This window comes from Thermococcus sp. (assembly GCF_015521605.1).
Classification (GTDB): domain Archaea; phylum Methanobacteriota_B; class Thermococci; order Thermococcales; family Thermococcaceae; genus Thermococcus.
Genome location: NZ_WANV01000004.1, coordinates 23646 through 35789, shown reverse-complemented (window position 1 = coordinate 35789; position 12144 = coordinate 23646). Strand labels below are relative to the sequence as shown.

At 55.6% G+C, this 12144-nt stretch carries 13 protein-coding genes; 7 read left to right on the top strand and 6 right to left on the bottom strand.

Going from position 1 to position 12144, the window contains the following annotated elements; translation table 11 throughout:
• Nucleotides 1-39 precede the first annotated feature (39 nt).
• Both F7C11_RS00870 and F7C11_RS00865 read left to right on the top strand, forming a co-directional pair.
• Nucleotides 40-582, top strand: a complete 543-nt coding sequence (locus F7C11_RS00870) for an NTP transferase domain-containing protein (protein WP_297090018.1) — start codon at nucleotides 40-42, stop codon at nucleotides 580-582.
• Nucleotides 579-791 carry a hypothetical protein gene (locus F7C11_RS00865; protein WP_297090016.1) on the top strand — a complete coding sequence of 71 codons (213 nt, stop codon included), beginning with the start codon at nucleotides 579-581 and terminating at the stop codon, nucleotides 789-791. Before F7C11_RS00870 ends, F7C11_RS00865 begins: the two co-directional genes overlap by 4 nt.
• On the opposite strand, the gene F7C11_RS00860 is transcribed toward F7C11_RS00865, so the two are convergent.
• Nucleotides 788-2239, bottom strand: a complete 1452-nt coding sequence (locus tag F7C11_RS00860) for a cobyric acid synthase (RefSeq protein WP_297090014.1) — start codon at nucleotides 2237-2239, stop codon at nucleotides 788-790. The two genes, F7C11_RS00865 and F7C11_RS00860, sit on opposite strands and share 4 nt — an antisense overlap.
• A gap of 68 nt (nucleotides 2240-2307) precedes the next feature.
• Between F7C11_RS00860 and cobT the strand changes: the two genes are divergently transcribed.
• Entirely contained in the window at nucleotides 2308-3327 is a 1020-nt protein-coding gene (gene cobT / locus F7C11_RS00855; RefSeq protein WP_297090054.1) for a nicotinate mononucleotide-dependent phosphoribosyltransferase CobT, read from the top strand.
• On the opposite strand, the gene F7C11_RS00850 is transcribed toward cobT, so the two are convergent.
• On the bottom strand, nucleotides 3293-3904 hold the full coding sequence (locus F7C11_RS00850; protein WP_297090012.1) for an adenosylcobinamide amidohydrolase: 612 nt from the start codon (nucleotides 3902-3904) through the stop codon (nucleotides 3293-3295). The genes cobT and F7C11_RS00850 overlap by 35 nt on opposite strands.
• A gap of 100 nt (nucleotides 3905-4004) precedes the next feature.
• Here F7C11_RS00850 and F7C11_RS00845 point away from each other — a divergent pair, with 100 nt between their 5' ends.
• Nucleotides 4005-4526, top strand: coding sequence for a molybdenum cofactor biosynthesis protein B (locus tag F7C11_RS00845; RefSeq protein ID WP_297090010.1), 522 nt, complete (start codon nucleotides 4005-4007; stop codon nucleotides 4524-4526).
• The gene (gene glp / locus F7C11_RS00840; protein ID WP_297090008.1) at nucleotides 4523-5713 is read left to right on the top strand and encodes a gephyrin-like molybdotransferase Glp; all 1191 of its coding nucleotides are present in this window, start codon (nucleotides 4523-4525) and stop codon (nucleotides 5711-5713) included. The genes F7C11_RS00845 and glp overlap by 4 nt, the downstream gene beginning before the upstream one ends.
• On the opposite strand, the gene F7C11_RS00835 is transcribed toward glp, so the two are convergent.
• The 3 genes from F7C11_RS00835 to F7C11_RS00825 form a co-directional block, all read right to left on the bottom strand.
• Nucleotides 5714-5929 carry a hypothetical protein gene (locus F7C11_RS00835; protein ID WP_297090006.1) on the bottom strand — a complete coding sequence of 72 codons (216 nt, stop codon included), beginning with the start codon at nucleotides 5927-5929 and terminating at the stop codon, nucleotides 5714-5716.
• Nucleotides 5930-6271: 342 nt separating this feature from the next.
• Nucleotides 6272-7369 carry a DUF835 domain-containing protein gene (locus F7C11_RS00830; RefSeq protein WP_297090004.1) on the bottom strand — a complete coding sequence of 366 codons (1098 nt, stop codon included), beginning with the start codon at nucleotides 7367-7369 and terminating at the stop codon, nucleotides 6272-6274.
• Between the two features lie 3 nt (nucleotides 7370-7372).
• Entirely contained in the window at nucleotides 7373-8431 is a 1059-nt protein-coding gene (locus tag F7C11_RS00825; protein ID WP_297090002.1) for a hypothetical protein, read from the bottom strand.
• Between the two features lie 119 nt (nucleotides 8432-8550).
• Here F7C11_RS00825 and F7C11_RS00820 point away from each other — a divergent pair, with 119 nt between their 5' ends.
• Nucleotides 8551-9834: an AMP-binding protein gene (locus tag F7C11_RS00820; protein WP_297090000.1), complete on the top strand. Its 1284-nt coding sequence runs from the start codon at nucleotides 8551-8553 to the stop codon at nucleotides 9832-9834.
• An 83-nt stretch (nucleotides 9835-9917) separates the two neighbouring features.
• Entirely contained in the window at nucleotides 9918-11168 is a 1251-nt protein-coding gene (locus tag F7C11_RS00815) for an HD domain-containing protein (RefSeq protein ID WP_297090053.1), read from the top strand.
• Here F7C11_RS00815 and F7C11_RS00810 read toward each other — a convergent pair.
• Nucleotides 11161-12117, bottom strand: a complete 957-nt coding sequence (locus tag F7C11_RS00810) for a transcriptional regulator (RefSeq protein ID WP_297089998.1) — start codon at nucleotides 12115-12117, stop codon at nucleotides 11161-11163. The two genes, F7C11_RS00815 and F7C11_RS00810, sit on opposite strands and share 8 nt — an antisense overlap.
• Between the last annotated feature and the right edge of the window lie 27 nt (nucleotides 12118-12144).

Genomic DNA, 12144 nt, shown 5'->3' with positions numbered 1-12144 from the left:
GGAGTAAGGGCTTTTAACCCTTATCCGCTATTAACCACCATGATAGTCATCCTCGCCGGCGGAAGGTCGAGCCGGATGGGCCGGGAAAAGCCCGTCCTGAATGTTGGCGGAAAACCGATGCTCCTGAGGGTTTACGAGCAGGCGAAAAAGGCCGGAGAAACCATCGTGGCCCTCTCGCGAAGCACGCCGAAGACAAGGGAGCTCTGCCTGCGTGAGGGAATTCCCTTCGTGGAAACGCCGGGAAGGGGATATGTGGAGGACGTTGGCTGGCTCCTCCGTGAGTTCGGGCCCTTCGTGAGCGTTTCTGCTGACCTGCCCTTCGTGAAAGCCTCGGACATTGCTCTGATCAGGAGGGCCTTCGACGGAAGGACGAGCCTGACCGGCGTCCTCCCGCTGGGGCTGGTTCCAAAGGACTTGAACCCGGTCATCTATAAGGGCTACGCGGTAGTCGGCCTGAACGCCGTTGGGGCCGAAGGCGAGCGTTTTTTTGAGCTGAACAACCCCCTGCTGGCGCTCAACGTGAATACTCCAAAAGAGTTAAAGCTTGCGAGGAGGATAGCGGATCTGGTGGGTGAGCGATGAGGCTGGAGAGGGTGTCCGGGGTTCTGCTCTTCATAGGCATTCTTATAATGGGCGGCCTTCTCTTCTTCGGATTCCTGCTCTTCGCACTCGGCCTCTTCGTGGTGTTGGCGTTCCTTTTCTTCGGCTTCTACCTCTACGTCCGCCTGAAGCTCTGGTGGGCGAGGAGACACCCACCAAAGGAGCTTGAAAGTCCGGAGGATTATTTCTAAATTCCCAGCTCCCCTAGAACCCTCTCCACGTCGAGGTTTTTCTCAACGAGCCTGGCGAACCTCTCTATCTCCTCCTCGATGCTCCAGCCCTCGACCGAAACCGGCTCAAGTCCCTTCTCGGCCCTGATCAGGTTGAGGAACCTCTCGGTGAAGGCGAAGTTGTGAAAGATGCCGTGCAGGTAGGTTCCGAAGGCCCTCTCGCCAACAGCCCCTTCAGGCTCGAAGGTTTTGCCCCCATTAACAGAAGTGATGATGGAGAACGGCTTATCCGAGACGGAACGGCCCATCCTTATCTCGTAGCCCTCAACCGCCATTCCCTTAGCGGGTTCCCAGAGTACCCTCGCACCGAGATGATTCGTCCTCTTGGTTTTTTCAAAGACCGTTTTGGCCGGAAGCAAACCGATTCCCCTGACCTTCCCGCGCTTTGATTCAACGGTGTCTATTATCTCCCTCCCGAGCATCTGGAAGCCCCCGCAGATTCCCACAATGAACGAACCTTCGCGATGGGCCTCCAGTATGGCGTCTTCAATCCCGTTCTCGCGCATCCAGAGCAGATCCTCAACTGTGTTCTTGCTTCCCGGGATTATGATGAGGTCGCCCGTTATTTCCTCGGGTTTTGTCACGTAATCGACTCCGTTCGCCCAGTGGAGGGGCTCAAAGTCCGTGAAGTTGCTTATGTGGGGAAGCCTGACAATTTGGATGTGAAGGTCGCCCTTCACCTTCGGGAACTCTGTCAGGGAATCCTCCTCTGGAAGGCGGTGCTCGACGTAGGGGATAACGCCGAGGGTTGGCCTTCCGTAGCGCTTTTCAAGGTATTCGAAGCCCGGTTCAAGGAGAGATTTATCTCCACGGAACTTGTTGAAGATGAAGCCAATTATCGCTTCCCTTTCCCCGGGTTTTAGAAGCTCCATCGTGCCCACTATGCTCGCGAAGCTCCCGCCCCTGTCTATGTCGGTGACGAGAATTCCCTTCGCTTTCGCGTGGAGCATAACCCTCGTGTTGGCTATGTCGTAGTCCCTGAGGTTTATCTCCACCGGACTGCCGGCGCCCTCGATGATAACAATGTCATGTTCCCGTTTTAGGTGGTCGAGGACTTCCATGGCCTTGCGGAAGAGCTCCTCCTTTCTTGAGAGCATGTAGTCCCTCGCGGAGACGCTCCCAATCGGTTTTCCCATAAAGACAACCTGGCTTCTCATATTCCCCTCTGGCTTGAGAAGGATCGGGTTGAACCTCACGCTCGGTTTCTTCCGGCAGGCTATCGCCTGCAGGTACTGCGCCCTGCTAATCTCACCGCCTTCGATGCTCGGCGCGGAGTTCAGGCTCATGTTCTGGCTCTTGAATGGAACCACGTCGTAGCCGAGGTTTGAGAAAATCCTGCAGAGGGCCGTTGCCAGGAGGGACTTGCCCGCTCCGGATGAAGTTCCGAGTATCATCAACGCCTCTCCCATTCTCTCACCGTTCAGAGTTGGCCGAAGGGCATATAAAGTATTGGATAAAAAGTCCAGCGGTGGTCAGGATGAAGAGCCTCTTCCTGCTGGTATTGGGGAACACCGAGATAAGCACCGTCCCGGGAATAAGTGTCGCCGGGGCGACGCCAGAACTGACGAAGCTGACGCCCCCAGCGGATGCAGAATACCTATTCCACGAAAAGCCGCTGATAATCGACGCAATACCCGTGACCCCGGAGGGACATCCGACGCCGGCCATAATAACAAAAGCCGCCAGAGAGCTCGCGGGCTTTCCCATCCTCGTCGTCAGGGGTGGGACCTATCTGGCACCTCTCGTCCCCCACGTACACATCAGCGACTCCATCGGGAGGGACTTCAGAAGGGGGCCCGCTCTGCCGGAGTTCGAAGACATACTCAAACGGGCCAGGCTCCTTGGTGAGGAGCTGAACAAAACGCCCGTTGAAGAACTGGTAATCGGCGAGTCCACACCGGGGGGAACCACGACCGCACAGGCCGTCCTGTGGGCGCTCGGCTACGATGCCAAGACGAGCTCAGCCTCACCTGAAAACCCCCAGAGCCTTAAGGAGAAGGTGATAGGGGAGGGCTTCAAAAGGGCCGGGATTGAACGGGGTGGGTTGAAGAACAGCCCCCTTGAGGCCCTGAGGCAGTTCGGCGACCCCATGATGGCGACGGTGATAGGTGTCTCCCTCGGGTTCAGAAAGAAGGTCGTCCTGGCCGGCGGGACTCAGATGTTGGCGGTCTCGGCCATTCTAAAGGCCCTCGGTGAGGACTTAAGCAGGTTCATGATTGCAACCACCAGGTGGGTCGTGAAAGATAGGAGTGCCACGTTCCTCGAAACGGCAAAGGAAATCGGGGTAGCAACCTATGCGGCTGACCTAGACTTCTCGAAGAGCGAATTCAAAGGCCTCAGAGACTACGAGCGTGGCTACGTCAAGGAAGGCGTCGGGGCGGGAGGAGCAACGTGGCTCGCCCTCAAGGCTGGCTTCTCTCCGGAAGACGTTAGGGAAAAGGTCGAGGAGCTTTACAGAAGGCTCATGGAGATGAAGGCCTCAGGGGATCATCCCTGATGCCTTTCCACTTTTTAATGCTCTCCTTAAGGGCCCTCCTGACGGCTTTTCCGATGCTCATCCCGAGCTCCGTCGCAGTTCCTGCCCATTCAATCTCTCCCTCGAAAGCAAAGACCCCAATTCCGTCGCTCGTTGTTCCGGTGGCATTGTAGCCGAGACTCAGCAGGGTGTATGTTTTCGCCTCCGTTGCGGTCATCACCGCGTTCACCATCGCTCCAAGGGTGAGGCCTTCCTCAATGACGAGGGCGATGTTTATTGTTCCCGGCTTCCACGGGGGTGGCTCATCGCCGGCTATGGCGGGGTTCGTTATTCCAGCGGTGACGTATGCCGTAACGCCATTGACCCTTGACGTTGCGAGGACTTTGCTCACATCGGCGGCCGTCATAAAGCCAACGAAGTTTTCAATACCGTTCTTCCGCTCGAAGGCGAGGCAGTCCCTCCTATAATCGCCGGAGTAGTTCTTGTGCACCATCATGAAGAAGAAACCGTTTGCCCTCGTCAGTCCTCCCCTGTGCGGCGCGTTGCTCAGCGACAGCATCGGCTCATCGAAGGGGCGTATGAAGTTGTTGGGCTCCATGCCTTCTCCCTCGACTTTTCAGAATATAACCATTCCTGTTAAACGCTCTCATTTGCTGAAAGGTTATTAAGGCAGGAGAATATTTTACCCGGGTGGTAACATGGGAGTTGTGGAGCACAAGAGGAAGGCCCCAAAGAGGTTCAAGTTCGCGGTCATAACGGTGAGCGACACCGCCAGCAGGGGAGAGAAGGAGGACAAGAGCGGAAAGTTTCTCATCGAGGAGCTGGAGAGGGCAGGGCATGAGAAGGTTTACTACTCAGTCGTCCCCGACGAGAAGATTGAGATAATCGGGGCAATCGTCGAGGCCTTCAAAGCAGGCGCCGATGTTCTCGTGACCTCCGGTGGGACGGGGATAGCGCCCAGAGATGTCACCGTGGAGAGCGTCAGGCCGCTTTTGGACAAGGAGCTGAGCGGCTTCGGCGAGGTTTTCAGGCTTCTGAGCTACGAGGAGATAGGCACGGCCGCGGTCATGACGAGGGCGACCGCAGGGATAATCCGGAGCTCCGGGAGAGTAATGGCGGTCTTCTGCCTGCCCGGAAGCCTCGGAGCGGCAAAGACCGGAGTCAAAATAATTCTGAACGAGGCAGGTCACGTGCTGAAGCACGCGGGGGAGCGGAGATGAGGGAGTTCAAAAGACTGACCCCCTACAGGGATGCGTTTCGAATGATGATGGACGACCTAAGGGAGATCCCCGATGCGGAGGAAGTCTCCCTGACTGAGGCCCTCGGCAGGGTTCTGGCGGAGGACGTGACTTCTCCCATAGACAGCCCGCCCTTTGACAGGTCCGCTGTTGACGGCTATGCTCTCCGCGCCGAGGACACCTTCCCTGCGAGGGAGTACAGCCCGGTCGAGCTCAGGGTTGTGGATGAGATCACGGCAGGGGAGGAGAGCGGGGTCACGGTTGAGTCCGGCACCGCCGTAAAGCTCATGACTGGGGCAAAGCTGCCGGAGGGCGCGAATGCCGTCATCATGCAGGAGATGGTGGAGCGTGAGGGAGACGTCATAAGGGTTCTCAGGCCGGTTGCCCCGGGCCAGAACGTGGCCTTCGCGGGAGAGGACGTCAGGAAGGGGGAGGTCGTTCTGAAAAAAGGCCAGATTCTGAGACCTCAAGATCTCGCCCTCCTCAAGAGCCTCGGCTTTAAAACGGTGAATGTCAAGAGGAAGCCCCGAGTCGGGATAATAATAACCGGCGACGAGCTGATCGAGGAGTTCGACGAGGATGCGCTGATGTCCGGAAAGATCATGGAGAGCAACTCGGCCATGCTGACCGGCCTGGTCAGGGAGTACTTTGGAGAGCCGGTTTTTTATGGCGTTGTCCCGGATGAGGAGGATGCCATTCGGTCTGCGATAGAGAAGGCAAAGAAGGAATGCAACCTCGTTCTCGTCACAGGCGGCTCCGCCTTCGGCGACAAGGATTTTGCCCACCGCTTTGTCAGGCTGCTCTTCCACGGGACGACGATAAAGCCCGGAAGGCCAATAGGGTACGGCGAGAGGGTCTTCATAATGAGCGGCTATCCCGCGGCCGTCTTCGCCCAGTTCCACCTCTACGTCAAGCACGCCCTGGCAAAGCTGGTGGGGGCCAGAGACTACGAGGTGAAGGTTTACGCCCAACTCACCGAGAGCGTTCCAAGCCAGCTCGGGAGACACGAGTTCGTGAAGGTCCGGTACGGGAACGGAAAGGCTAGACCGATCCGGAAGAAGGGCAGTGGTATAATAAGCTCGCTGGTGGAGAGCAACGGCTACATAGTCATTCCGGAGGACAGTGAAGGACATCTAGAAGGGGAGACCGTGGAAGTTGTGCTCTACTAGCTATGCCTCCTGGAGAAAAGACTCGAGGTGGACAAACTTCAGTATGGCCCGGACATCCTCGGGAATGTCACAAAGCCTGCGGGGATCTGCGAGCATCTCAAGTACCTCAATGACCTCCGTGGTCTTCCTCTCCTTTCTCCTCCTGGGAGGGTAACCCTGCCAGGGGGGATAGTACTTGAGGAGTACCTCCCACTTGTTTCTTCCTGCGATTATCATGGTACCACTCGTGTGAATCTTGTACATGTCATTAATAAATCTTTTTGGCACATCATCTGCACGGCCGCTGATGTTTCGACGAAGAATCTGACTATGGCCCGCCCGTAACCCCCGCCCCCATCGGTGCCTCACGGCGAACTCGGGCGGGTTAACCCAGGCGGGCCTCAGCTGTGCTCGGCCTGGGTTTCCCACGGTCATTGCGCTCCGTAACGCGGAAGGCCCTCCCGCGGGGACCTCGCTGAGGCCGAGCTGTAGCCCCCGCATCGCCCCCCGGTTCATTCTCCCCGGGGTCCTCGCGCAGGGGCAGTAGTGGGTAGAAAAGAGGAGTATATAAAGCTGTCCTCACTCCATGAGCTTCCTGAGCTGGGCGTAGAGCCTGTTCTCAAGGCTCTCCTTCTCAATGACGAGTATCAGTGTACCCTTGTTAACTATAACAAAGTCCCTGAGCTTCGAAAGGAACTTCATGAGGCTCTCCCAGGAGTTGTAGACCGTCAGGTACTCAAGGCAGTCGATTACGATAACGCCCTGCTCTCCCATCCTGGCGGATTCTTCCAGATACTTGTACGCCAGTTCGGTCATCCTCGCGAGGTTGGTCGGGTTTATGGTGTTCTTGAACCGCCCCTGGAAGGGTATGGTCGTCACGAAATAGTACTGCCACCCATCCGGAACCTGGGTAACATCCCTGACAAAGGCCAGGACCGGCCTGTCCTTGAGCTTCTCCCTGAGCTTCTGGTACTCCTTTCCGTTAACAACCATCACGCCCGGCTTGAGGTCAATGGGCTGTGCGGTCCTGCCCTCCTGCGGCATGAAGAACTCCGATGAAGTGAGCTTTACCATCGCCACTACCATTCCTATTATGAGGGCAGTGGACAGGGTAAAGCCTATGGCCTTGTACCACTCGGTGTTCCCGAAGAGTGCCGCCGGGATTAGATGGATGCCGAACAGTATTATGCTAATGTAGAGATATCTGACGGCACTTTTGTATATCTCTTCGGTTTCCTTAAGAAGGAGACCGCCGGCGATGACGAATACTCCGGTTATGCCGAGGGTGGCGGCGCTGGTTATTGACCACAGGGCGTCTCCAGTGTAGAGGTACACTCCAATCATGTATACCATAAAGGCAACCGGCATCACTGCGAGCATTGAGAGGGTTCTGTATCTGACGGTTATTGACTCCTCCTCAAGGAACTTCACCGCACCATAGAAGATAAGGCCCGAGAACGTGGGGAGAAGGAGCATACCTATCATTTGAAACGTTGGGTTCGTGAGAACCGTCGAGAGAATTGCCAGGAAGTCAAACACCCAGGCGAGAGAAAAGGCCAGGGCTGATCTCCTCTTGTTGTGGAGATATATGCGGAATATCCACGCTGCCGCTATCAGGTCGGCTATCAAAACCATGGCGGCCTCAGCAAACACAATCACCTGAATGCCATCCAACACATCTCACCCCACTTTCCTTTCGGGGTCTCCAAACCCATCCCATTTAAACGGTCCGTGTGGGGGTGTTCTGACTGCCGTTTCATCCTCGAATTTAACGACCAGAACTTCAGGCCTGGCTATAACTATTGCAACCCGTCCGCGTTCGCGGCGCTTGACTATCCGGTATCCATCCTCCCCACGCCTCATGGGGAATACCAGTGTAAAGGGGTAGTTGGGGTAGTACCAGAACTCTTCCCTCATGTGTATACCCACCAGGTCACCAAATAAGTAATACCCATAAAGAGGTATAAGCTTTGTGCCTTCAAATTTTTCACGGAGCGTCTCAAAGAATGCCTGGTTTATGCCCACCCCGCTTATTATTGCAGTCTCAATGCTGTCGCTGTAAGGTTCGAAAAGCGCCATGAGAGGGGGTGCCGAGCGCACCGTGTTTATTTTGTCTTTCTCCATAATGCGGGTGGTGTACCTTACGAGGGGGCCTAACATCTTCAGAACTGCCTGCAGCCCCTGAGTTTCATAAACCTTCTTCAGGCCGTCCGTTTCCATACCAATGAAGTATAGGACACCTCCATAGCTCCATACGAGCTCGCTTATCTCCTCCTGGAACCATCCGTACGGGCCGTGGGCTATTGCCCTCATCTGGTGGGCATCGTTGTAAAGGTCATTCAGGCCGTAGACCTCGTCGAGGGCCTTCCTAAGATACAGGTGGCTTGCCAGGAGATACTCCCTATCCCAGTGCCCGATGGCCCTCTCCCTGGTCGTTCCGGAGGACTGATAAAACCTTATCCTGCCAGAATAGCCCTCGGGTACGAACTCCAGCCAGTTGTGTCTGAGGTAATCTTCGTCCACGATCAGCCCAGAATTAAAAATCTTCTCAAAAACCTCCTCAAGCCTGCCCTGGAAAATTTCATCGAGGTCAGGATTCAGCTCGTTGGAAATCCTCCTCCAGTAAGGGGTTGCCCGGAGATGAAACTCAAAGACCTCCCTGAGGTACTCAACTGAATCGGTGCTGTCAACGCTCAGAGGGTCTTCATAGAGTTTATCCAACATTTCTCCATAGTTCATGGGGTTAATTTAACTGGGACGGTATAAAAACCTTTCCTATTGCAATCCATCCAAAAATGGTTGGACAAACCCCAACAATTATATACTATTAGCTCGATTTACTAGTTCGGTGAGCGCCCGTGACCCTGATTGTTGGAAGAACCGACAAGGAGGGTATTGAAGATTTTAGATATACCCTCAGCAAGAGCCTGGAAACGACCAGATTCTGGCAGGAGAAGTTCTCCGGAGTCGATCCGGATGGGATAACCCCCAATGACCTTGCTGATCTTACCGATAGGGTAACGATAACGCCCCATGATCTCTACGATGTTGGCAGGGTGTGGCCCGATTACATCCAGAGGGCCCAGGTATTCCACACCGTGATGAGAACGAGCGGAACGACCGGAAAGCCCAAGAGAATAGCCTACACCAGGGACGACCGCTTCCGAACAGCCCGCCAGGTAGAGCCTTGGATCAGGGAGTACATGGATAAAGGGGACAGAATTGCCTCGTTCTTCCCACCACTGCCGTCTTCATCAGGAATGTTCGCCTTTGGGAGCTTTGAAGCGCTCAACGCGAAGTCCGCCTACTATCAGATCCCCATCCAGTACCTGCTTGACAAAGAGATGCTCCTCAAGGAGCTCAACTACATCAAGCCCACCGCACTCTTCTGCCTGACGGCAACTGCCTACAACCTCGGTCTCGTCCTCCCGGAGTCCATAAAGAAGGACATACAGACCATAGTGGTCGGAGGCGAAACCCTAACCCCCGAGCTCGCGAGGGCGACGCTTGAGCTGTTTGAGAACGCCGTAATAATCGATAACTTCGGCTCGACCGAGGACGCTATCACGGGCTACCGCGTCATCACGAGGAAGAAGGCCACGAAGTTCAACTTCGAGGAGTCCATAGTCATCCTCAAGGACAACGGAGACGGCTACGACGACTACAAGCGCATCTACATAACCAAGGTCATGAGGGAAGGCGAGCTAACTGGCCTACCCCTCTTCAACTACGACATAGGCGACCTCGCAAGGATAGAGAACGGAGAGGTCAGGAACATAATCCGCATCAAGGACGTGGTAACACTCGCGGGAGCCAAGCTCCATATCGATCAGGTGATGGAGATAGTCTACGACCATCCGGCCCTCGTGGACTTCGTGATAATCTATCACCCGCTCTCGCCCGAGAACCCCAGACCGAAGGCGATAATTCGCGTCGCCTACAGCGGTGAAAAGCCCGCAGGGATAGAGGACGAGGTCAGGGAGCTCATCTACGAGGCGAACAACCCCGTTCGCTACGAGGTTGAGGAGTCCAAGCAAGCCGAACTGATAATCGAAGCAGTCCCCCTTGAGAAGCTCAGGGCCGACCTCCCGAAGAGGCTCGGAAAGACTAAGAGGATATACATCGTGGGCAAGGATCTCTGATTCTGCCGTTCTTTCCCTTCCAATTTTGTCACAATGCCGAAAATTTATATAAGGCTCTTCTCAAACTTCCAGCGGTGGTGTCAATGGATGGGAAGATTATTCACGACGGCATTCACGGCAGCATGAAGCTCACCGGCATTATCCTCGACCTCGTCAAGACTCCCGAGTTTCAGAGGCTCAGGAACATAAGACAGCTCGGTTTGGCCTACCTCGTCTACCCAGGTGCCAACCACAGCAGGTTCGAGCACTCCCTCGGTGCGTGGCATCTCGCCAAACGGCTCTCCCAGGAGGTCGGTCTGGATGAGAACGAGAGCATGCTCCTGCAGGTGGGGGCCCTGCTCCACGACATCGGCCACGGGCCCTTCAGCCACACCTTCGAGAGCATATACAAGCACTACGTCAAGGAGCACGACCACATGCACCTCGGCCAGGACATGGTGCTGGGGAGGATAAACATCACAGAGAGCGAGAACGGTGGGAGGATTCCGGAGATAATCGAAAGCTACGGCTACGACTTCACACCCAAGGACGTTGCCAATCTCATACGTGGAAAGCACGAAAAGCACTACCTAGGCCACATGCTCCACGGCGACGTCGACGTCGACCAGCTGGACTACCTCGTAAGGGACGCCCACTACACAGGCGTCGCCCATGGGATAATAGACCTTGAGAGGCTGATGAAGGTTCTGAGGATACACGGCGACGAACTCGTTGTCGATGAAAAGGGGATAGAGGCCGTTGAGGGAATGATGGTGGCAAGGTCGCTCATGTACTCCCGCGTCTACTTCCACCACACCGTTAAGATAGCCGAAGGCATGCTGACCAGAGCGCTGGAGTTCGCCCTGGAGGAGGGCTACCTCTGGGACTTCTGGCGCATGACCGACTGCAGAGTTCTGGTCGAGCTGGAGGATCTAGAAGGGTTCCCGGCCGAGATGGTAAGGCGTATAAAGTACCGCGAGCTTTACAAGGCCGCCGTTCTGGCCAGCGCCGACGAGCTGAGCGGAGAGGAAAAGAAGGAACTCTTAACGGCCTACAGAAATGTGAAGCGGAGGCAGGAGATAGAGAGAACCCTCGCGGATATGGTCGGCGCGAGGGAGGGTGAGGTTATCCTTGAGTTCAGCATAGCCGACCTAATGCTCAGCGAACCAAGGCTCAAGGCGACGGAGATAAACGTCCTCCTGGGCAACGGGGAGCTTCAGCCGCTGACTAAGGTTACACCCCTTGCCAACGCCCTTAAGAGACGCCAGACGCCGCGCTGGGCAGTCTTAATAGCCGCGCCGAAGGAGTACGTCCCAAAGGTAAGGAAAGTCTGGAAAAAGGTCCTCTTCAGCTGAAGAGCTGCTTCTTTATTTCCTTCTTGAGTTCCTCTATCATCTCTATGAGCTCATCGGCGTCCCTGACCTCCTCAAGCCTCTCCTTGGGGATCAGGGGAACGTCGCCGACGACCTCTGTTCTCGTTTTCTCCAGTATGAAGACACCATCGCTGTTGATTATCCTGCTCACCTCGGTAACCATCTCCGCCCTCTTTACCGTCGAGCGGGTCTTTCTCTCGTCTATGCCGGTCAGGATGTTGAACTCATCCTCCTTTGACACGGCGTTGAACGGGGCCTTCTTGACCTTCACAACACCGAGACCGAGGCCCTTGAGGCGTTCGAATATTTCCCTCTCAAGGGGGCTCTCGGGGGTAACGTTGAGGTCTGCCTCCACAGTGGAGTGAAGGATGTCGATCGGCTCTGCAAGCGGCTCGTCGAACAGTTCCTCAAGCCGTATAGCGACCTCCAGGGATACCGCCTGCTCGCCCCGCTCGTAGTTTATCAGGCTCTTCCGTGAAACGCCGATGAGCTGAGCCAGCTCGTTCACGGAATAGCCGTACTTCTCTCTTAGTCTCTTCAGAAGCCCGCCGTTTATCCTTACGTAGAAGCCCCCGCGTTCGGCAAATATGGCCGGCAGTTCATTCTCAACGAGGACGTCGTAGAGGGTTTCCGGCCGCAGGGCGTATATCCCGAAACGCTCGTAAACCACCCCCTCCTCAAGCTCGGCGTTCTTTGTCTTCAGCCCAACTATCAGAGGGGACGCCTTGAAGAACTTGGACAGGCGCTTCAGGTCTTCGGCCTGCTCCTCGGTGACGGTGTCTATGTTGGTGGCCACCTTGATGAAGAGCAGCAGGAGTAACCTGCTCGCCACTATGTCAAAGCACGACCCCTTGAAGTCCATCCGTGCCGTTTTGTATCCTGTGCCCCTGAGTATCGCCTCGACCGTTCTGATGAGCCTTTCCCTGTCCATCATTTTTAAATACGCAAAGGGCTTAAT

Coding starts and splice junctions, on each gene's coding strand:
- cobT (WP_297090054.1), top strand. CDS start 2,308: ATGAAGAGCCTCTTCCTGCTGGTATTGGGGAACACCGAGATAAGCACC.
- F7C11_RS00850 (WP_297090012.1), bottom strand. CDS start 3,904: ATGGAGCCCAACAACTTCATACGCCCCTTCGATGAGCCGATGCTGTCG.
- F7C11_RS00835 (WP_297090006.1), bottom strand. CDS start 5,929: ATGATAATCGCAGGAAGAAACAAGTGGGAGGTACTCCTCAAGTACTAT.
- F7C11_RS00860 (WP_297090014.1), bottom strand. CDS start 2,239: ATGGGAGAGGCGTTGATGATACTCGGAACTTCATCCGGAGCGGGCAAG.
- F7C11_RS00845 (WP_297090010.1), top strand. CDS start 4,005: ATGGGAGTTGTGGAGCACAAGAGGAAGGCCCCAAAGAGGTTCAAGTTC.
- F7C11_RS00865 (WP_297090016.1), top strand. CDS start 579: ATGAGGCTGGAGAGGGTGTCCGGGGTTCTGCTCTTCATAGGCATTCTT.
- F7C11_RS00815 (WP_297090053.1), top strand. CDS start 9,918: ATGGATGGGAAGATTATTCACGACGGCATTCACGGCAGCATGAAGCTC.
- F7C11_RS00825 (WP_297090002.1), bottom strand. CDS start 8,431: ATGAACTATGGAGAAATGTTGGATAAACTCTATGAAGACCCTCTGAGC.
- F7C11_RS00810 (WP_297089998.1), bottom strand. CDS start 12,117: ATGGACAGGGAAAGGCTCATCAGAACGGTCGAGGCGATACTCAGGGGC.
- glp (WP_297090008.1), top strand. CDS start 4,523: ATGAGGGAGTTCAAAAGACTGACCCCCTACAGGGATGCGTTTCGAATG.
- F7C11_RS00870 (WP_297090018.1), top strand. CDS start 40: ATGATAGTCATCCTCGCCGGCGGAAGGTCGAGCCGGATGGGCCGGGAA.